Below are 18,661 nucleotides of genomic sequence, written 5' to 3'. Positions count from 1 at the left end.
CGCTCAGAACCGCATCCAGTCGATGAAGGCCCGCAGGGCCGGCGAGAGCTGGCGGCGGCTGGGATAGTAGAGGAAGAAGCCGGGGAAGGGCTCGCACCAGTCTTCCAGCAGCGACACCAGGCGTCCGGCGGCGATGTCGTCGGCGACGGCCTCGCGGAACGGGAAGGCCAGGCCTGCTCCGCCCTTGCAGGCCTCCAGCAGCACCGCGCCGTTGTCGGTGAGCAGCACGCCGGGCGGGGTGACGACGACGAGGCGGCCCTTGCGCTCGAACTCCCACGGATAGGGCGCGCCCGAGGCGCGGCGCACCAGCAGGCAGCGGTGGCCGCTCATCAGGTCTTCCGGCTCCTTGGGGGCGCCGTGTCGCTCAATGTAGTCGGGCGTGGCGACCAGGGCCTGGGAAAGCTCGCCGCTGAGCGGGATGGCGATCATGTCGGCCTGCAGCCGCTCGCCCAGCCGCACGCCGCAGTCGAAGCCGCCGGCGACGATGTCGGACAGGGCGTCCTCGCAGACGATCTCGACCCGCACGTCGGGATAGGCGTTCATGAAGCCGCCGATGCGCGGGGCCAGCAGCATGCGGGCCGCGGTGGTGGCGATGTTGATGCGCAGACGGCCCGCGGGGCGGTCGCGGAACTGGGCGATCTCGTCGAGCGCGGCGTCGATGTCGGCCAGGGCGGGACCGAGCCTGGCGAGAAGCCGCTCGCCCGCCTCGGTGGGGGCGACGCTGCGGGTGGTGCGGTTGAGCAGCCGCACGTCCAGCCGGGTCTCCAGATTGCGGATCGCGTGGCTGAGGGCGGAGGCCGTCACCCCCAGGGCCTGGGCGGCGGCGCGGAAGCTGCGGCGCTCGGCCACCAGGGCGAAGACGGCGAGGTCGGGCAGGGGGCGGGTCGACATTGCTGAGAGATGCTCAGGAGTGCGTTGAGACCGCAAGCGGTTATCGTTTCGCCCGCCAAGGCCCATCTCCCTGCCGTCGCGGCGACGTCCGCGCCCCCATTTCGCACAAGGAGCTGCCCATGAAGACGCGCAAACTCGGCGACGGCCTGGAGGTCTCCGCCCTCGGTCTCGGCTGCATGGGCATGAGCTGGGCCTATGGCCCCGCGCCCGACAAGCAGGCGATGTTCGACCTGATGGCCAAGGCGGTGGACCTGGGCGTCACCTTCTTCGACACCGCCGAGGTCTATGGCCCCTATGTCAACGAGGAACTGGTCGGCGAAGGCCTGAAGCCCTTCCGCGACAAGGTGGTGATCGCCACCAAGTTCGGCTTCGACATCGGCCCCGACGAGTCCGGGACCGTGCGCATGAAGGGCGTCAATTCGCGGCCCGACAACATCCGCGCCGTGGCCGAGGCTTCGCTCAAGCGCCTGGACGTCGAGGCGATCGACCTCTTCTACCAGCACCGCGTCGATCCTGGCGTGCCGATCGAGGACGTGGCCGGGACGGTCAGGGACCTGATCGCCGAGGGCAAGGTCAAGCACTTCGGCCTGTCGGAAGCCGGCGCGGCGACGATCCGCAAGGCCCATGCGGTGCAGCCGGTGGCGGCGCTGCAGAGCGAGTATTCGTTGTGGACGCGCGGGATCGAAGCCCAGGTGCTGCCGACCATTCGCGAGCTGGGTATCGGCCTGGTGCCCTACAGTCCGCTGGGCAGGGGCTTCCTGACCGGCGCGATCAAGGCCGGCGACGGCTTCGGCAAGGACGACTTCCGCTCGACCCTGCCGCGCTTCCAGGGCGAGGCGATCGCCAAGAACCAGTCGCTGGTCGAGGCGCTGGTCGAACTGGCCGGCGAGAAGGGCGTGACGCCGGCGCAGCTGGCCCTGGCCTGGCTGCTGGCGCAAGGGCCCGACATCGCGCCGATCCCGGGCACGACCAAGGCTGCGCGGCTGGAGGAAAACATCGGCGCGGTGGACGTGACGCTGAGCGCCGACGACCTGGCCAGGATCGCCGCGGCGGTGCCGGAGACGGCGGTCGAAGGCGAGCGGTATGCGGAAGCTGGGTTGGCGATGGTGGGCAGATAAGCTCGTCCTTCTCCCCTTGCGGGAGAAGGTGTCGGCGCCAGCCGACGGATGAGGGGTCTCTCAGACCTTGAACGCCGCGGCGGCTGACCGGCTGTCGCGGCGTTTGCGTGGGTGCGACCCCTCACCCGACCTCCTTCGGAGGCCACCCTCTCCCGCAAGGGGAGAGGGGCTTGAAGATGACTGCCGCCCGCGCTCAAACTCGCCCCCATGACCGACAATCCCCTGCAACGCCTGGACGCCCTGGAGCTGGTCAAGCTCGGCAAGTCGGCGATCACGGTGGGGGGCTTGGGGGCCGGGATCGTCATCGTCATCACGGCTCTGCTGGCCGCGCGGCTGGCGGCGGCGGGCCTTAGGCGCTTGCGGGCGCGGGCGGCCGACAACGCCTCGTCGCTCTATGTGGTCGAGAAGCTGACGACCTACGGCCTGGTGGTGGTCGGCCTGCTGGCGGGCCTGTCGACCATGGGCATCGACCTGACCTCGCTGACGGTGTTCGCAGGCGCGGTCGGGGTGGGCGTAGGGCTTGGCCTGCAGGGGGTGATCAAGGACTTCGCCTCGGGCGTCAGCCTGGTGTTCGAACGGCTGATCGCGGTGGGCGATTTCGTCGAGCTGTCGAACGGCTCGCGCGGGGTGGTGCACGAGATCGGGCCGCGCGCCACGCGGATCCGCACCAACGACGCCACGGACGTGATCGTGCCCAACTCGGTGCTGGTCAACGACCAGGTGATCAACTGGACCCTGCGCAACACCACCCGCCGCATCCGCGTGCCCTTCGTCACCGCCTTCGGGGTGGACAAGGAGACGGTGCGCGAGGCGGTGCTGAAGGCGGCCCGCAGCGTGCTCTTCACCAGCGCCGACGACGCCGTGCGCCGCACCCAGGTGTGGCTGGTCGGCTATGGCGAGCACGCCCTGAAGTTCGAGCTGATCGTCTGGCCGACGGTTGAGGCCGTGCGCCGGCCGGCGGCGATCTTCGCGGCCTATACCTGGGCCATCGACGACGCCCTGCGCGGCGCCGGCATCGAGATCCCCTATCCGCAGCGCGACGTGCGGCTGCGGGGGCTGTTTGGCGAGGAGGGCGAAGACGCGCGGGCGGCCCTGCGGCTGGAACCGCGCGCGGCCCGCAAGGCCAGGGGCAAGGCGGCGACCCACGTCTCGCAGAACGACGCCGCCGACGAGCTGGGCCGCGAGGATCCGGACGAGGCGCCGCCGCCGAGGACGCCTTCGTCCTGATCCTATCCTCCCGTCATTCCCGCCCTTGTGGCGGGAAACCCTCTGTCAGCCGCAAGGGCAGATGGGGCGGACTGCCAAGCAGTCCGCTGGCGTCTCACGTGCAGCGGAGCCAGGGGTTCCCGCCACAAGGGCGGGAATGACGGGAGTTTGGAGAAAGGGAAGGGGGGCCTTCCCCCGCGTCGCCCTTGACCCCCTCGCGCCCGCGCCGCAGTCTTCTCGCAACTGCGAAATAAGAACACAGGGAAGACGCGCATGAAGACCGCCCGAGGCTTCTTCAAACCCCTGGCCATCGGCGCGCCGGCGCCGTGGCGCGAGCTGCCCGCCCGCGTCGAGCGGATGATCCACTTCGTGCCGCCGCACCTGGAGAAGGTGCGGGCCAAGGTCGGCGAGATCGCCTCCACGGTCGACGTGATCCTGGCCAATCTGGAGGACGCCATCCCCGCCGACGCCAAGGGCGCGGCCCTGGCGGGGACGATCGCCCTGTCGCGCGAGGTCGACTTCAAGGCCCTGGGCGTGGGCCTGTGGGTGCGGATCAACTGCCTCAACTCGCCCTGGCACCTGGACGAGGTGGCGACCCTGGTCGAGAAGGCGGGCGACAAGATCGACGTGATCATGGTGCCCAAGGTCGAGGGACCGTGGGACATCTTCTATATCGACCAGCTCTTGGCCTCGCTGGAGGCCAAGCACGGGGTGACCCGGCCGATCCTGTTGCACGCCATCCTCGAGACGGCCGAGGGGGTGATGAACGTCGAGCAGATCGCCGGCGCCAGCCCGCGCATGCAGGGGATCTCGCTGGGGCCGGCGGATCTCGCCGCCAGCCGGGCGATGAAGACCACGCGGGTCGGCGGCGGGCATCCGGGCTATCGGGTGGTCGAAGATCCGCATACGGATGGTTCACCCCGCGCCAGCGTGCAGCAGGATCTCTGGCACTACACCTTCGCCAAGATGGTCGACGCCTGCGCGGCCCACGGGATCAAGCCGTTCTACGGTCCGTTCGGGGCGATCGACGATCCGGTCGCCTGCGAGCAGCAGTTCCGCAACGCCTTCCTGATGGGCTGCGCCGGGGCCTGGAGCCTGCACCCCAGCCAGATCGCCATCGCCAAGCAGGTCTTCAGCCCCGACCCCGCCGAGGTGGCCTTCGCCAAGCGGATTCTGGAGGCCATGCCCGACGGCTCGGGCGTGGCGATGATCGACGGCAAGATGCAGGACGACGCCACCTGGAAACAGGCCAAGGTGATGGTCGACTGCGCCAAGCAGATCGCGGCCAAGGACGCGGAATACGCGGCGCTCTACGGGTTCTAGGTTTACAGTCGCGCCGATCGCCCGGAGATTGCGCGGCCAAGCTTCGCTGCCGGGACGACCATGACCAAGACCGCCCTGAACCTTTCGATCGCCGTCGCCGCGCTGGCGCTCGCCACCCCGGCCCTGGCGCAGGGACCGGCCCTGCCGACCGGCGAACTGATGGTGGCGTCCGGCGGACCGACCAGCGTCTCGTTCGTCGCGACGGACTACAAGCGCGACGGCGACGTGATCGAGGCGGTCGGGCTGGACGTGCACGATCCGGGCATGGAGGTGGCGGGCGACCTGGGGGTGAAGATTGTCTGGCGCCGCCGCATCGACTGCCAGGCCCGGACCTACCAGGAGCTCGGAACCTCGGTCTACAACGCCGCCGGCAAGGTGATCCTGACCATGCCGCAGGAACCCGCCAGGCCGGTCGGCGAGGGCGGCTACGCGATCTTGTCGCAGATCGTGTGCGGCGGCATGCGCGCCCCGCCCGAATATATCGCCACCGGCCAGGAGGCCGCCGTGGTTCTGGCCCGCAAGCTGCTGGCCGCGCGGCGCTGAGCCGCTTTGCGCGAGCCCCGCACGTCCGGGTTGACACCACCTTTTGCTCAAAGTTAGCATAACCCATGTCGCCGGATAGACCGGCGGCGGACATCGGCGTGAGGGAGTCTCATGCGCTTCGACTATCTGGTCCTGATCGGACGCTTTCAGCCGTTCCACAACGGCCACGCCGCCGTGTTGCGGCACGCCATGCGCCTGGCGCGCAAGGTGATCGTTCTGACCGGCAGCGCCGGCCAGCCCCGCACCATCCGCAATCCCTTCAACGCCGCCGAACGGGCCGTAATGATCCGCGCCGCCGCCGGGGACGACGCCGCCCGCCTGATCGTCGAACCGCTGCGCGACCGCCTCTATGGCGACACCCTGTGGGTCGGCGACGTGCAGCGCATCGTCGCCGAGGCCGTGGCCAGGGACGGCGCGGACGAGGGCGCGCCAGAGGACGTGAAAGTCGGCCTGATCGGCCGCAACAAGGATGACGCCACCGCGACCTATCTGGCCGCCTTTCCGCAATGGGAACTGGTCGACGTGCAGCACGCCGACGTGCTGTCGGCCACCGAGCTGCGCGACTGGCTGTTCACCGGCGAGGCTGGGGGCCTGCGGCTGGTCGAGGCCAATGTGCCCGGGCCGGTGTTCGAGATGCTGGGCGCGTTCCGCGACGGCTCGCCCGCCTACGCCCAGCTGGCCCGCGAGCACGCCTTCATCAAGACCTATCGCCAGGCCTGGGCCGCCGCGCCCTATCCGCCGACCTTCGTCACCGCCGACGCGGTGGTCGTCCATTCCGGCCACGTGCTGCTGGTGCGCCGCCGGGCCGAGCCGGGCAAGGGGCTGTGGGCCCTGCCGGGCGGCTTCGTGAACCAGGGCGAGACCGTGCAGGCCGCCGCTATCCGCGAGCTGCATGAGGAGACGAAGGTGAAGATCCCGCCGGCCGTGTTGCGTGGCTCGATCAAGGCCGCCCGGGTGTTCGACCACCCCGACCGCTCGCTGCGCGGACGCACGATCACCCACGCATTCCATTTCGACTTCCCCGCCGGTCCGCTGCCGCGCGTGAAGGGCTCCGACGACGCCGAGCAGGCGCGCTGGGTTCCCGTCAGCGAGGCGCTGCTGATGGAGGAGCAGTTCTTCGAGGACCACTTCCACATCCTCGAACACTTCGTCGGCGCCGCCTGACGAGCGCCAAACCCGCCCCGCCAAAACCCGCCTTGAGAGACGAGACGGTCACACCCCGCGCGAAGGAGCTTCCGCGATGTTCGACAACCTGATCCTCGACACCGACAGCTACAAGGCCAGCCACTGGCTGCAATATCCGCCTGGGACCACCGGCGCCTTCTCCTATGTGGAGAGCCGCGGCGGGCGCTACGACCGCACGGTCTTCTTCGGCCTGCAGGCGATCCTGAAGACGGCGCTGGCCGCGCCGGTGACCCACGCCATGGTCGACGAGGCGGCGCAGCTGCTGGCCGCGCACGGCGAGCCCTTCAACGAGGCCGGCTGGCGGCGGATCGTCGACGTGCACGGCGGCCGCCTGCCGGTGCGCATCCGCGCCGTGCCTGAGGGCGCGGTGGTGCCGACGCACCAGGCGCTGATGACCATCGAGAACACCGACCCGGAGTGCTTCTGGCTGCCGTCTTACCTGGAGACCCTGCTGCTGCGGGTCTGGTATCCAGTGACCGTCGCCACCACCAGCTGGGGCGTCAAGCAGACGCTGCGCGCGGCCCTGGAAAAGACCTGCGACGACCCGGCCGGCCAGCTGCCGTTCAAGCTGCACGACTTCGGGGCGCGGGGCGTCTCCAGCCGGGAGAGCGCCGCGATCGGGGGGCTGGCGCACCTCGTCAACTTCCTGGGCAGCGACACCCTGAGCGCCGTGCAGGCCGGGCGCGCCTGGTACAACGAGCCGATGGCCGCCTTTTCCATCCCCGCCGCCGAGCACAGCACGATCACCAGCTGGGGCCGCGCCCACGAGGCTGACGCCTATCGCAACATGCTGAAAAGCTTCGGCAAGCCCGGCGCGTTGTTCTCGGTGGTGTCCGACAGCTACGACCTGTTCGACGCCGTCAGCCGGATCTGGGGCCAGGAACTGCGCGACGAGGTGATCGCCAGCGGCGCGACCCTGGTGGTGCGACCCGACTCCGGCGACCCGGTGACTATCGTCGCCGAGACCCTGAAGCGCCTCGACGAGGCCTTCGGCAGCACGATCAACGCCAAGGGCTACAAGGTGCTGAACCATGTGCGGGTGATCCAGGGCGACGGGATCAATCCGGTCAGCATCGCGGCCATCCTGGAGCGGGTGATCGCCGACGGCTTCAGCGCCGAGAACCTGGCCTTCGGCATGGGCGGCGGCCTGCTGCAACAGCTCGACCGCGACACCCAGCGCTTCGCCCTGAAGTGCTCGGCGGCCAAGGTCGACGGGGTGTGGATCGACGTCAGCAAGAACCCGGTCACCGACCCCGGCAAGCGCTCCAAGGCCGGGCGGCTGATGCTCCAGCGCAATGCGGCGGGCGAGTTCCGAACGGCGGCCGTCGGCGAGGACGAGGCGGTGGAAGCCGGCTGGACCGACGCCATGGTCACGGTGTGGGAGAACGGGGAACTGCTGGTGGATCACACGCTGGCGCAGGTGCGGGCGCGGAGTGAGGCGGCTTAACCGCTCCGCGCTGCGGCCGCTGCGGCTGAGGCTCGCAAGTCTGCTCGATCAGGAGGTTCAACGTGACGTACGCCGCCGAGACCGACCGCCGCCTGATCGTCCTGTGGCGGGTCTTCGACGCCTGCAACCTGTCCTGCCCGTTCTGCGCCTACGACAAGCGGGTGGGCGGACCCAGGCACGCCGTCGATCCGGCCCAGGTGGAGCGGGTCATCGACCTGCTCGGCGACTGGCGTCGGGCGCAGGGCCGTTCCGTCCTGCTCAGCTGGCTTGGGGGCGAGCCCCTGCTCTGGGAGCCGCTGTCGGCGCTCAGCGCCCGCGCCGTCGACCAGGGGCTGGAACTGAGCCTGACCACCAACCGCACGAGGCTCGGCTCGCCCCGGGTCCGTGACGAACTGGTGCGGCGCTATCGCGAGGTGACGGTCAGCATCGACGGTCCGGCCGCCTTCCATGACCGGATGCGCGGCTGGCCGGGGGCGTTCGACAAGCTCTCGCGCTACGTGCCCGCGCTCGTGGCCGACCGTGACGCGGCCGGCGCCGCGCTCAAGGTTCGCGCCAACGTGGTGCTGATGCGCGACAACATTGCCGACTTCGAGGCGCTGTGCCGGACCCTGGCCGGCTGGGGCGTCGACGAGATCAGCTTCAACCAGATGGGCGGTCGCGATCGTCCCGAGTTCTTCCCCGACCATCGCCTTCGTCCGGACGACGTGACGTTCCTGGCCGCGCTGCTGCCGGGGCTGCGCGCCGAACTGGCGGGTCTCGGCGCGAGCTTGGTCGGCGGAGCGTCCTATGTCGCGCGGATCGCCGACACCGTGGCGGGCCGGCCGCTGCCGATCGACGACTGCCGGGTCGCCGAGCGCTTCCTGTTCATCGACGAGGCCGGCCGCATCGCGCCGTGCAGCTTCACGCCGCAGCATTTCGCGCTGTCCGTCGACCAGCTTCGCGAGCCGGCGGACCTGGAGGCGCTGCCGGAGCGGCTGCGCGACCTGCAACGGCGCATGCCCTCGCGCGACTGCGCCGACTGCCCCAGTACCCAGCAGTTCGCCAAGTTCGAGCCGACCGGCGCCGAGGCCTGATGCGGCTTGGCGCTCGGCCCGCTGATCAGCCTTCTCCGCAGTACCCCCGCTTTCGCGGGGGGCTTTACGGTGGAGACAAGCTCAGGCCTTGGCCGCCAGGCGCTTGACCAGGGCATGGGCGACGGCGTCGCTGCTGGCGGGGTTCTGCCCGGTGATCAGGTCGCCGTCCTCGACGACGTAGGGCGACCAGTCCGGGCCTTTCTCGTAGAGGCCCCCGTTCGCCTTCAGCATGTCCTCGACCAGGAACGGCACTATGTCGGTCAGCTCGACGGCGTCTTCCTCGCCGTTGGTGAAGCCGGTGACCTTACGCCCGGCCACGAGCGGGCGGCCGTCGGCGGCCTTGACGTGGCGCAGGGCGCCCGGTGCGTGGCAGACCAGGGCCTGGGGCTTGCCGGCGCGGTCGAAGGCTTCGATCAGGGCGATCGAGGCGGGCGACTCCGCCAGGTCCCACAGCGGTCCGTGGCCGCCGGGATAGAAGACCGCGTCGAAATCGGCGGCGTCGACGGCGTCCAGCGGAACGGTCTTGGCGAGGGCTTCCAGCGCGGCCTCGTCGGCCTGGAAGCGGCGGGTCATGTCGGTCTGGAAGTCCGGCAGGTCGCTCTTGGGATCGAGCGGCGGCTGCCCGCCCTTGGGCGAGGCCAGGACGATCTCGGCGCCGGCGTCCTTGAACACGTAGTAGGGCGCGGCGAGCTCTTCCAGCCAGAACCCGGTCTTCTTGCCGGTGTCGCCGAGGGTGTCGTGCGAGGTGAGGACGATCAGGATTTTCATGGCGCGCTTCTCTGCTGCGAAGATCGGTCGGGGGCGTCGATCTTGCCGCATATAGGATGGGCGGGCGCCGGCCGCCGCCATGATCGCGGCGCGCGGTGAAGAGGGACTTCAGGCTCACGCCTTACCCCTTCCGTAAAATCCCCGCGAAAGCGGGGACCCAGGCTTTTTATCGTGGAGGGCGGCGCGTTTCAGAAAACGCCTGGGCCCCCGCTTTCGCGGGGGTTTTACGGTGGGGGATGGGGTCAGGTCGGTAGAGGTGAGCCTACGACCGATAATCCCCGTTGATGGCCACGTACTGCTTGGTCAGGTCGCAGGTCCAGACGGTGGAGGATCCCTTGCCGACGCCGACCTCGACGGTGACCTCGAGTTCCTGGTGCTTCATGTAGGCGCTCATGGCCGCCTCGTCGTACTCGGCCGAGACCAGACCGTCGCGGGCGGCGAAGAGGTCGCCGAACTTGACGCTGATCTTCTCGCGGTTGACCGGCTCGTCGGCGCGGCCGACGGCCATGACGATCCGGCCCCAGTTGGCGTCCTCGCCGGCGAAGGCGGTCTTGACCAGCGGGCTCTCGGCGATGGTGCGGGCGATCTTGCGGGCCGACAGCGGGCTTTCGGCGCCGTTGACGGTGATCTTGACGAACTTGGTGGCGCCCTCGCCGTCGCGGACCAGTTGCAGGGCCAGATCCAGCAGCACGCCTTCCAGCTTCTCCCGGAAGTCGGCCAGGCGCTTGTCGCCGGGGCGGCTGATCTTGGGCGCGCCCGACTGGCCGGTGGCGAACAACAGGAGCGTGTCGTTGGTCGAGCGGTCGCCGTCCACCGTCACGCAGTTGAAGGTGGTGCGGGTGTAGAGCGACACCAGGGTTTGCAGGGCGGCCGGGGCGATGGCCGCGTCGGTGGCGACGAAGGCCAGCATGGTGGCCATGTCCGGCGCGATCATGCCCGAGCCCTTGGCGATGCCGGCGATCTTCACCTCGTGACCGTCGATCACCGCCGTGGCGTAGGCGCCCTTCGGGAAGGTGTCGGTGGTCATGATCGCCGAGGCGGCGGCGGCCCAGCCGTCCGGCGTCAGGCGGGTTTCGACCTCGCGCAGGTTGGAGGTGATCTTGCTGTCGTCGAGGATGACGCCGATGACGCCGGTCGAGGCCATCATCACGTCGCGCTGGCGGCAGTCGAAGCGCTTGCCCACGGCCGTGGCCACGCGGCGCACGGCGTCGGCGCCGGGCTTGCCGGTGAAGCTGTTGGCGCAGCCGGCGTTGACCACCAGGGCGCGCACGTCGGCGCCGCCGCTGGCGGCCAGCTGTCGCTTGCACCAGTCGACCGGGGCCGAGCCGACGCCGTGGCGGGTGAAGACGCCGGCGCCCGAGGTGCCCTCGGCGAAGCGCATCAGCAAGAGGTCGGGACGCTCGTGCTTGTAGAAGCCGGCGCGGCCGGTGGCTATCTCGACGCCGGCGATCGGCGGGATGGTCGGGAACGGCACGACCAGCGGCGAGACGGCCAGGCCCGGCTTGCCCGGCGCGGCGGCGGGCGTCGCGGGCGCGGCGGTCGGGGCCGGGGTCTCGCCGGCCGACTTCTGGGCGCGGCGCAGGCCGGCGCGCTTCAGGGCCGAGGCCAGCGGATCGAGGGCGCGGTCCAGCGCATGGCCGACGCTGGCGCCGACCTGGCCGACGATCTCGGCCGGACTGGCGGCGGCGGGCGCCTTCTCGACGGTTTTCGGCGCGGCGGTCTTGGCCTTGGACTTCGGGGCGGCCTTGTCGGTCGAGGTCGTGGTGGGCTTGCGGGTCATTTCTTTGCCGGGGTCTGGGCGGGCGCCGAGGCGGGCGGCGCGCTGTCGAGGTCGGAAACGGGGGCGGCGGCGCCGGCCGGAGCGGAGGCCGGTTCCTGCGGCGCGCCGGGGACATCCTGGCCCTTGCCGACCAGCATCTCCACCTTGGCGCCGGAGCGCAGCTTCTCCAGCAGGTCGCGGACCTGGTCGTAGGTCAGGAAGCGCACGATCTGGGGGCGGGCCTCTTCCAGGCTGAGCGGGGCTTCGAGGCGCTTGTCCTCGACGCGCAGCACCACCCACTGGCCGTCGGAGTGGAACGGACCGATCAGGTCACCGGCCTTGGCGTCCTTCAGGGCGCCGGCATAGGCCTCGGGCATGACGTCGACGGTGAAGTAGCCGAGGTCGCCGCCCTTGAAGCGGGTGGCCTCGTCTTTCGAACGCTCCATGGCCAGGGCGTCGAAAGAGGCGCCGGTGGCCAGCAGCTTCTTGACGCTTTCGGCTTCGGCCTGGCTGGGCACCAGGATCTGGCGGGCGCGGATCTCTTCGGACTGCTTGGCCAGCTTCTGCTGCTCAGCGTAGAGGCCGCGGATGTTGTCTTCGGTGACGGCCTTCTCGACCATGCCCTCGACCAGCATGTCGCCCAGGATGCGTTCGCGGGCGGCGGCCAGGCGGCGCTGGGCCACGGGGTCCTTGTCGAGCTTGCGCTGCATGGCCTCGGCGGCCAGCAGCTTCTGGTCCACCACCTCGTCGAGCACGCGGCGGAAGAGGTCGGACGAGACGTCGAGCGGCTCGCCTTCGCCGATCAGGCCCTGGGCCACCGCCTCGCGCTTGACGTCGGAGGCCCAGACCGCGTGGCCGTCGACCCGCGCCACGGCCGTGTCGCCCGGCTCGGGCGGGCGCTCGTCGACCCCGCCGCGGCCGCAGGCGGCGACCAGCAGCGCCAGGCCGAGAACAGCGGCGAGCATCAATGGACGACGGGGGCGGACGGGGTGCATCGGACGCGGTTCTCCGCTGAACTCAAGAAAAGCGCTCTAGAGCGCGTCAGGCCAAAGGGGAAGCCGTTTCGGCGGCCTTGGGGTCTAAACTTCGCGCCGAGCTGTCCGGTTCTGGCCAAGCGGATGGAACTCCAGGCGCTTCCAGCGGTTTCGGCGTCGCGCCGGCGCGCGGTACGGGCATAATTCGTGTGGCGCGGGCAAGCTTGGCCGATCGGTGTTTTTCGACGGCGAGGCGGGCCGGGCCTTCGTTGACACTGGGAGGGGCGGTGCTTAAGTCTCGCGCGCGCGCCGTTTTCCGTGGTTTTCCGCAACCCGGCGCAACCTCATTACCGTAGTGAAGGCCCACAAGCCTTAGCGCCGGCCTCACTAGTTCTCGCTCCGGATCCTTTCTGCATGCTCGGCTTCGCCAAAAAGCTCTTCGGTTCCTCCAACGAACGCAAGGTCAAGTCGCTGCAGAGCCGCGTGGCCAAGATCAACGCGTTCGAGCCGGCGATGGCCGCCCTGTCGGACGAGGCCCTGAAGGCCAAGACCCAGGAATTCAAGGACCGCCTGGAAAAGGGCGCCACCCTCGACGACATCCTCGACGAAGCCTTCGCCGCCGTGCGCGAGGCCTCCAAGCGCGTGCTGGGCATGCGCCACTTCGACGTGCAGCTGGTCGGCGGCATGGTGCTGCACTTCGGCGGCATCTCGGAAATGCGCACCGGTGAAGGCAAGACCCTGGTCGCCACCCTGCCGACCTATCTGAACGCGCTGGCCGGCAAGGGCGTGCACGTCATCACGGTCAACGACTACCTGGCCACCCGCGACGCCGAGTGGATGGGCCAGCTCTACAACTTCATGGGCCTGTCGTACGGCATCATCGTCAATGGCCTGTCGCAGGGCGACCGCCAGCGCGCCTACAAGTCGGACATCACCTACGGCACCAACAACGAATTCGGCTTCGACTACCTGCGCGACAACCTCGTCTATGACGTCAACGAGATGGTCCAGCGCGGCCACCACTACGTGATCGTCGACGAAGTCGACTCGATCCTGATCGACGAAGCCCGCACCCCGCTGATCATCTCGGGCCCGACCGAGGACCGCAGCGAGTTCTACAAGACCATCGATCTGCTCGTTAAGGAGCTGATCAAGGACAAGACCACCTACGACCACGACGAGAAGCAGAAGCAGGTCATCCTGACCGAGGACGGCCAGGAGAAGATCGAAGAGATCCTGATCGCCGGGAACCACTTGGCCGAGGACACCGCGGGCCTCTACGACGCGGCCAACATCTCGGTGGTGCACCACGTCAATCAGGCCCTGCGGGCCAACGTGCTGTACACGCGCGACAAGGACTACATCGTCAAGGGCGGCGAAGTGGTGCTGATCGACGAGTTCACCGGCCGCATGATGACCGGCCGCCGCCTGTCGGAAGGCCTGCACCAGGCCATCGAGGCCAAGGAAGGCGCCGACATCCAGCCCGAGAACCAGACCCTGGCCTCGGTGACCATCCAGAACTACTTCCGCCTCTACACCAAGCTGTCGGGCATGACCGGCACGGCCTCGACCGAGGCGCAGGAATTCGACGACATCTACAAGATGGGCGTCAGCGAAATCCCGACCAACCGCGTCATCCAGCGCATCGACGACGACGACGAAGTCTACCGCACCGAGGAAGAGAAGAACCGGGCCATCCTGGTTCAGATCGCCGACTGCCACGAGCGCGGCCAGCCGATCCTGGTCGGCACCGTGTCGATCGAGAAGTCCGAAGAGCTGTCCAAGCTGCTCGACGCCTACGAGTGGGAAGTCGACGGCAAGAAGCGCAAGGGCATCCCGCACCAGGTGCTGAACGCCCGCTTCCACGAGCAGGAAGCCGGCATCGTCGCCGACGCCGGCGTGCCCGGCGCGGTGACCATCGCCACCAACATGGCCGGCCGCGGCACCGACATCCAGCTGGGCGGCAGCATCGACATGCGCCTGTCCAAGTGGAAGATCGAGCAGCGGGGCCTGGGCATCGAGGTGACGCCGGAAGCCGAGGCCGAGCACCGCGCCGAGCTGGAAGCCGAGATCGTCGACGCCAAGAAGGCGGCCCTGGCCGCCGGCGGTCTGTTCGTTCTGGGCACTGAGCGCCACGAAAGCCGCCGCATCGACAACCAGCTGCGCGGCCGCACCGGCCGTCAGGGCGACCCGGGCCGTTCGAAGTTCTTCCTGTCGTGCGAAGACGACCTGCTGCGCATCTTCGCCGGCGAGCGCCTGGACGCGATCATGCGCACCTTCGGCGTCCAGGACGGCGAGGCGATCACCCACAAGTGGCTGAACGCCGCCATCGCCAAGGCTCAGACCCGCGTCGAGCAGCGCAACTACGAGATCCGCAAGAACCTCCTGAAGTACGACGACGTCGTCAACGACCAGCGCAAGGCCGTCTTCGAGCAGCGCCAGGAGTTCATGGAGTCGAGCGACCTGTCGGAAGTCATCCACGAGATGCGCCGCGACGTGGTCGACGACCTGGTCGCCCGCCACGTGCCGCCCAAGGCCTATGCCGAGCAGTGGGACATCGAGGGCCTGCACGAGCGCGTCCAGGCGATCCTGGGCCTCGACCTGCCGCTGAAGGAGTGGGCCGCCGAGGAAGGCGTCGACGACGAGGCCTTCCGCGAGCGCATCGGCAAGGCCGCCGACGAATACGCCGCCCAGCGCGAAGTGATCATCACCCCCGAGCAGATGCGTTCGGTGGAAAAGAGCTTCCTGCTGCAGATGATCGATCTGCAGTGGCGCGAGCACCTGATGCACCTGGACCACCTGCGCAACGTCATCGGCCTGCGCGGCTACGGCCAGCGCGACCCGCTGAACGAGTACAAGACCGAAGCCTTCAGCCTGTTCGAGAAGCTGCTGGGCGACCTGCGCAGCAACACCACCCGCTGGCTGATGACGGTCGAGATCGCCTATGCCGAGCCCGAGCCGCTGCACACGCCGGAAAACCTGATCCCGGTGCACCTGGACCCGCTGACCGGCGAGAACGCGGCCCTGGCCGGCGCCCTGCCCGAGGGCCTGTCGCCCCAGCAGCGCGAGGCCCTGCCGGTCTCGGCGCTGCCGGAAGGCTGGGACCGCACCAACCGCAACGGTCCGTGCCCCTGCGGCTCGGGCAAGAAGTTCAAGCAGTGCCACGGCTCGCTGGTCTGACGACCGGCGGGTTCGAAAGGGCCTGAAATGCGAAAGCCCGCTCCGGGAGACCGGGGCGGGCTTTTTCGTGGATGGGAGAGCGCGTCAGGCGGGGATCAGATCGGTGCGGGCGAAGTCGTCGCCGACGAACAGCAGCCGGCCGCCGCAGTCCTTGGCCGCGACATAGGCGAAGCAGTCGCCCCAGTTCAGCCCGGCGGGGTGGAAGCCCTTTCCCCATCGGCCGTAGGTTTCAGCGACGCGATGGGCGACCGCTTCGGAGACCGGTTCCACGGTCATATCCAAGTTCTCGATAAGCGTGGTCAGGTCGTTGGTGACGCGACGACGCCGAGCGACGACCAGGGCCTCAACCAAGGTTCCAGCGGAGATCAAAACCTTCGGTTCATGCACCAGGACCTCGGAGCACCGATCGGCTTCCGCCTCGTCCAGTACGATCGCCATCAGCGCGGAAGTATCGATCGCGATCACCCGGGCAGGCCGTCGTCACCGTAGAGGAAGTCCTGGCTTCGGGCGGCGCAGGGGCCGGGCGTTGCGTTCGCCGCGCCGGACTTGCGAACGGCGTCGATGATCGCGCGGCGGCTGGCCGGATCATGTTTGGCGTTGACGGGCACCAACCGCACAGCCGGGTGGCCGTCGTGGGTCAGCACGACCTCGTCGCCGGCCTCGGCCTTGCGGACGAGGTCGGTCAGTTGGCCTTCGGCGTCGGTGACCGAGATTTCCATGGGGCCATCGCTCCGGACCATCGAGAAGGTCCAGAACGAAAGATGGAGCGGAGTGGGGCGTGCGTCCACCTCTACCCGTAAAATCCCCGCGAAAGCGGGGACCCAGGCTTTTTCTGGAAGGCTTGGCGCTCGACGATAAAACGCCTGGGCCCCCGCTTTCGCGGGGGTTTTACGGGAAAGAAGGGGCCGTCAGCCGATCTTCTTTTTGCCGCCCGGGCCTTTGAGCGCCTTCCAGGCGAGGAATCCCAGCAACCCCGCGCCGGCGATCACGCCGCCGACGACGAGGAAGGGGAGGGGGGCGATCTCGGCGGCGAGGCCGAGGCCGGCTTCGACGCCGGCGTCCGCGACCGAGGAATCCTTGCGCTTGCGGCCGACGGTTTCTCCGAGGAACGGATCGCCGTCGCCGCTCACGATTACTGCAGGCCTTCGCGGCCGATGGCGTAGAAGCGCTCGGCGCGCTGGCGCTTGAGTTCGGCGGGGGTGAGCAGCGACAGCTTCTTCAGCTCGTCCTCCACCGCGTCGCCGACGGCCTTGATGGCGACTTCCGGATCCGAATGGGCGCCGCCGGCCGGTTCCTCGACGATGCGGTCGACGATGCGCAGCTTGATCAGGTCCTGCGCCGTGATCTTCATGTTGGTCGCCGCGTCCTTGGCCCGGGCGCCGTCGCGCCACAGGATCGAGGCCGCGCCTTCCGGCGAGATCACCGAATAGATCGAGTGCTCGAGGATGAGCACGCGGTTGGCGCCGGCCAGGGCGATGGCGCCGCCGGAGCCGCCTTCGCCGGTGACCGTGGCGACCATCGGGGTGCCCAGGGTCAGGCAGCGCTCGGTCGAGCGGGCGATGGCTTCGGCCTGGCCGCGCTCCTCGGCGCCGAGGCCCGGATAGGCGCCGGCGGTGTCGACGAAGGTCAGGACCGGCAGGTTGAAGCGCTCGGCCATGTCCATCAGGCGCACGGCCTTGCGGTAGCCTTCGGGGCGGGCCATGCCGAAGTTGTGCTTCAGGCGGGTGGTGGTGTCGTGGCCCTTCTCGTGGCCCATGACCACGACCGGCATGCCGCGGAAGCGGCCCAGGCCCCCGACGATGGCCTGGTCGTCGGCGAACTTGCGGTCGCCGCGCAGCTCGACGAACTCGTCGATCAGGCCCGCGACATAATCGCGCAGGTGCGGCCGCTGCGGGTGACGGGCGACCATCGTCTTCTGCCAGGCGTCGAGACCGGCATAGGCTTCCTTGCGCAGAACCTGCACGCGCTCGCGCAGGGCGACGATCTCGTTGTCGAACGCGCCGGGGCCAGCCGTCTCGGAAAGCTTGGAAAGCTCTTCGATCTTGGCTTCCAGGTCGGCGATGGGTCGCTCGAAGTCGAGATAGTGCGCGGGCATGAGTCTCTTAACGTCGCCGTTTGCGAAAGGTGGCGAACCTAGTGCGTGATGACGTCCAGGGAAAGCGCATTCGCGCCAAATTGGAACCATGGTTCCGGGCGAGGATTCCCCTCGTGATGGGATTCATCCCCAACTGAGTCCTGTTAAGAAACCGAACCCCTATGGTGAATCGCTTGGCGTTCATTATATTGGGTTTTCAAGAGCCGGTTGCGGAAGTCAGCTGGCGCTGCGGCCCCGCCCATCGAACATGGACACGGCCCGCCTGGTGAGGACGATCGTTCCCATGCAGGTGTTTACCTTCTTCTGCGTCGAGCGCGACGGCTCGGTTCCCCGTTTCGATGTCACGGCCTGCGCCGACGACAACGCCGCGCGCCTGCGCGCCGGCGAGCTGTTCGACATGCATCGCGGCTGCAACGAGGTCGAGGTCTGGCGCGGCGCCACCCACCTGTTCAAGGTCGGGGCCGGCGCGGCCGCGTAAGATCCTTCGAAGGTTCGTCGGGGGACGGATTTCGACAAGCGCGATGCCGCATGGGACGCCTAAGCTGGCGCTCCCAACCCGCGAGGATTCGCCATGACCGACGCCACCCGCCCTTCCGCCATCGCCGAGGACAGCGGCCACGGCGGCGTTCAGATCCTGGTCACCGCCGGCCCTTCGCGTATCGCCGGCGATCTCAAGCCGTCCGAAGGGGGGCTCGACACCGGCCCCAATCCCCACGACCTGGTCGCGGCGGGCCTGGCGGCCTGCACCACCCAGACGCTTCGCCTGTACGCCAAGCGCAAGGACTGGGCGGTCGGGGCGGTGCGGGTTGAGGTGACCTGGCGCCGGGCGCCGGGCCAGGTTCCGGCCGACGTCTTCGACCGCGTGATCTCGCTGCCCGCCGACCTCGACGACGCCCAGCGCCAGCGCCTGATGGAGATCGCCGAGGCTTGCCCGGTGCACAAGATGCTCAGCGCGGGCGTGAAGGTCGAGACGCGGGCGGGATAGGGGCCGCATGCTGAACCCCTCTCTCTTTGAGAGAGGGAGGGGCCCGCGCCGAAGGCGTGGGAGGGTGAGAGGTAACAAACTCACCGGATGAAGCGCGGCGCTTCAGCTCGCCTT

At 69.0% G+C, this 18,661-nt stretch carries 18 protein-coding genes; 10 read left to right on the top strand and 8 right to left on the bottom strand.

The features are described 5' to 3' along the window. Positions 1 to 3: 3 nt before the first annotated feature. Positions 4 to 891: a LysR family transcriptional regulator gene (locus AC07NS_RS01765; protein ID WP_494601015.1), complete on the bottom strand. Its 888-nt coding sequence runs from the start codon at positions 889 to 891 to the stop codon at positions 4 to 6. Positions 892 to 1,010: 119 nt separating this feature from the next. On the opposite strand from AC07NS_RS01765, the gene AC07NS_RS01760 reads away from it, so the two are divergent. From AC07NS_RS01760 to AC07NS_RS01730, 7 genes are all read left to right on the top strand, one after another. Next, complete coding sequence (locus AC07NS_RS01760; RefSeq protein ID WP_494601014.1) at positions 1,011 to 2,009, top strand: aldo/keto reductase; 999 nt, start codon at positions 1,011 to 1,013, stop codon at positions 2,007 to 2,009. Between the two features lie 207 nt (positions 2,010 to 2,216). Next, on the top strand, positions 2,217 to 3,236 hold the full coding sequence (locus AC07NS_RS01755; RefSeq protein ID WP_494601013.1) for a mechanosensitive ion channel family protein: 1,020 nt from the start codon (positions 2,217 to 2,219) through the stop codon (positions 3,234 to 3,236). 252 nt (positions 3,237 to 3,488) lie between these two features. Beyond that, on the top strand, positions 3,489 to 4,538 hold the full coding sequence (locus AC07NS_RS01750) for an HpcH/HpaI aldolase/citrate lyase family protein (RefSeq protein ID WP_494601012.1): 1,050 nt from the start codon (positions 3,489 to 3,491) through the stop codon (positions 4,536 to 4,538). Between the two features lie 60 nt (positions 4,539 to 4,598). Next, the gene (locus AC07NS_RS01745; RefSeq protein WP_494601011.1) at positions 4,599 to 5,081 is read left to right on the top strand and encodes a hypothetical protein; all 483 of its coding nucleotides are present in this window, start codon (positions 4,599 to 4,601) and stop codon (positions 5,079 to 5,081) included. Between the two features lie 111 nt (positions 5,082 to 5,192). Next, positions 5,193 to 6,245 (top strand): bifunctional nicotinamide-nucleotide adenylyltransferase/Nudix hydroxylase, encoded by a 1,053-nt coding sequence (locus tag AC07NS_RS01740; protein ID WP_494601010.1) that lies wholly within the window; start codon positions 5,193 to 5,195, stop codon positions 6,243 to 6,245. A 76-nt stretch (positions 6,246 to 6,321) separates the two neighbouring features. After that, positions 6,322 to 7,713, top strand: a complete 1,392-nt coding sequence (locus tag AC07NS_RS01735) for a nicotinate phosphoribosyltransferase (protein ID WP_494601008.1) — start codon at positions 6,322 to 6,324, stop codon at positions 7,711 to 7,713. Between the two features lie 62 nt (positions 7,714 to 7,775). Further along, positions 7,776 to 8,786 carry a radical SAM protein gene (locus AC07NS_RS01730; protein WP_494601007.1) on the top strand — a complete coding sequence of 337 codons (1,011 nt, stop codon included), beginning with the start codon at positions 7,776 to 7,778 and terminating at the stop codon, positions 8,784 to 8,786. An 81-nt stretch (positions 8,787 to 8,867) separates the two neighbouring features. Here the strand turns inward: AC07NS_RS01730 and AC07NS_RS01725 are convergent, their stop codons facing one another. From AC07NS_RS01725 to AC07NS_RS01715, 3 genes are all read right to left on the bottom strand, one after another. After that, entirely contained in the window at positions 8,868 to 9,554 is a 687-nt protein-coding gene (locus AC07NS_RS01725) for a type 1 glutamine amidotransferase domain-containing protein (RefSeq protein ID WP_494601005.1), read from the bottom strand. Between the two features lie 262 nt (positions 9,555 to 9,816). Next, positions 9,817 to 11,028, bottom strand: a complete 1,212-nt coding sequence (gene argJ / locus AC07NS_RS01720) for a bifunctional glutamate N-acetyltransferase/amino-acid acetyltransferase ArgJ (protein ID WP_110133309.1) — start codon at positions 11,026 to 11,028, stop codon at positions 9,817 to 9,819. Between the two features lie 302 nt (positions 11,029 to 11,330). After that, complete coding sequence (locus tag AC07NS_RS01715) at positions 11,331 to 12,278, bottom strand: peptidylprolyl isomerase (RefSeq protein WP_494601003.1); 948 nt, start codon at positions 12,276 to 12,278, stop codon at positions 11,331 to 11,333. A gap of 423 nt (positions 12,279 to 12,701) precedes the next feature. On the opposite strand from AC07NS_RS01715, the gene secA reads away from it, so the two are divergent. Continuing rightward, positions 12,702 to 15,467, top strand: a complete 2,766-nt coding sequence (gene secA / locus AC07NS_RS01710) for a preprotein translocase subunit SecA (RefSeq protein WP_494601002.1) — start codon at positions 12,702 to 12,704, stop codon at positions 15,465 to 15,467. Positions 15,468 to 15,551: 84 nt separating this feature from the next. On the opposite strand, the gene AC07NS_RS01705 is transcribed toward secA, so the two are convergent. The 4 genes from AC07NS_RS01705 to AC07NS_RS01690 all read right to left on the bottom strand — a co-directional run bounded on the left by AC07NS_RS01705 (position 15,552) and on the right by AC07NS_RS01690 (position 17,562). Further along, positions 15,552 to 15,932, bottom strand: coding sequence for a type II toxin-antitoxin system VapC family toxin (locus tag AC07NS_RS01705; protein ID WP_494601000.1), 381 nt, complete (start codon positions 15,930 to 15,932; stop codon positions 15,552 to 15,554). After that, the gene (locus tag AC07NS_RS01700) at positions 15,929 to 16,186 is read right to left on the bottom strand and encodes a type II toxin-antitoxin system Phd/YefM family antitoxin (RefSeq protein WP_494600998.1); all 258 of its coding nucleotides are present in this window, start codon (positions 16,184 to 16,186) and stop codon (positions 15,929 to 15,931) included. Before AC07NS_RS01700 ends, AC07NS_RS01705 begins: the two co-directional genes overlap by 4 nt. Positions 16,187 to 16,375: 189 nt before the next feature. Then, positions 16,376 to 16,597: a hypothetical protein gene (locus tag AC07NS_RS01695; protein WP_494600996.1), complete on the bottom strand. Its 222-nt coding sequence runs from the start codon at positions 16,595 to 16,597 to the stop codon at positions 16,376 to 16,378. A gap of 2 nt (positions 16,598 to 16,599) precedes the next feature. Beyond that, positions 16,600 to 17,562 carry an acetyl-CoA carboxylase carboxyltransferase subunit alpha gene (locus AC07NS_RS01690; RefSeq protein ID WP_494600994.1) on the bottom strand — a complete coding sequence of 321 codons (963 nt, stop codon included), beginning with the start codon at positions 17,560 to 17,562 and terminating at the stop codon, positions 16,600 to 16,602. 283 nt (positions 17,563 to 17,845) lie between these two features. On the opposite strand from AC07NS_RS01690, the gene AC07NS_RS01685 reads away from it, so the two are divergent. Beyond that, positions 17,846 to 18,040, top strand: a complete 195-nt coding sequence (locus AC07NS_RS01685) for a hypothetical protein (RefSeq protein WP_110121916.1) — start codon at positions 17,846 to 17,848, stop codon at positions 18,038 to 18,040. Between the two features lie 93 nt (positions 18,041 to 18,133). Beyond that, positions 18,134 to 18,547, top strand: a complete 414-nt coding sequence (locus AC07NS_RS01680; protein ID WP_494600992.1) for an OsmC family protein — start codon at positions 18,134 to 18,136, stop codon at positions 18,545 to 18,547. Positions 18,548 to 18,661 lie beyond the last annotated feature (114 nt).

This window comes from Caulobacter sp. GW821-FHT10A10, from assembly GCF_059415745.1.
Note: the sequence above shows the minus strand (reverse complement) of the source record. Positions and strands in the feature narration are given on the sequence as shown.

What these genes read in the sequence shown, in the direction of transcription:
- AC07NS_RS01740 (WP_494601010.1), top strand. Translation starts at nt 5,193, where the DNA reads ATGCGCTTCGACTATCTGGTCCTGATCGGACGCTTTCAGCCGTTCCAC.
- AC07NS_RS01750 (WP_494601012.1), top strand. Translation starts at nt 3,489, where the DNA reads ATGAAGACCGCCCGAGGCTTCTTCAAACCCCTGGCCATCGGCGCGCCG.
- AC07NS_RS01680 (WP_494600992.1), top strand. Translation starts at nt 18,134, where the DNA reads ATGACCGACGCCACCCGCCCTTCCGCCATCGCCGAGGACAGCGGCCAC.
- AC07NS_RS01760 (WP_494601014.1), top strand. Translation starts at nt 1,011, where the DNA reads ATGAAGACGCGCAAACTCGGCGACGGCCTGGAGGTCTCCGCCCTCGGT.
- AC07NS_RS01690 (WP_494600994.1), bottom strand. Translation starts at nt 17,562, where the DNA reads ATGCCCGCGCACTATCTCGACTTCGAGCGACCCATCGCCGACCTGGAA.
- AC07NS_RS01685 (WP_110121916.1), top strand. Translation starts at nt 17,846, where the DNA reads ATGCAGGTGTTTACCTTCTTCTGCGTCGAGCGCGACGGCTCGGTTCCC.
- AC07NS_RS01735 (WP_494601008.1), top strand. Translation starts at nt 6,322, where the DNA reads ATGTTCGACAACCTGATCCTCGACACCGACAGCTACAAGGCCAGCCAC.
- AC07NS_RS01715 (WP_494601003.1), bottom strand. Translation starts at nt 12,278, where the DNA reads ATGCTCGCCGCTGTTCTCGGCCTGGCGCTGCTGGTCGCCGCCTGCGGC.
- AC07NS_RS01755 (WP_494601013.1), top strand. Translation starts at nt 2,217, where the DNA reads ATGACCGACAATCCCCTGCAACGCCTGGACGCCCTGGAGCTGGTCAAG.
- secA (WP_494601002.1), top strand. Translation starts at nt 12,702, where the DNA reads ATGCTCGGCTTCGCCAAAAAGCTCTTCGGTTCCTCCAACGAACGCAAG.
- AC07NS_RS01765 (WP_494601015.1), bottom strand. Translation starts at nt 891, where the DNA reads ATGTCGACCCGCCCCCTGCCCGACCTCGCCGTCTTCGCCCTGGTGGCC.
- AC07NS_RS01725 (WP_494601005.1), bottom strand. Translation starts at nt 9,554, where the DNA reads ATGAAAATCCTGATCGTCCTCACCTCGCACGACACCCTCGGCGACACC.
- AC07NS_RS01745 (WP_494601011.1), top strand. Translation starts at nt 4,599, where the DNA reads ATGACCAAGACCGCCCTGAACCTTTCGATCGCCGTCGCCGCGCTGGCG.
- AC07NS_RS01700 (WP_494600998.1), bottom strand. Translation starts at nt 16,186, where the DNA reads ATGGAAATCTCGGTCACCGACGCCGAAGGCCAACTGACCGACCTCGTC.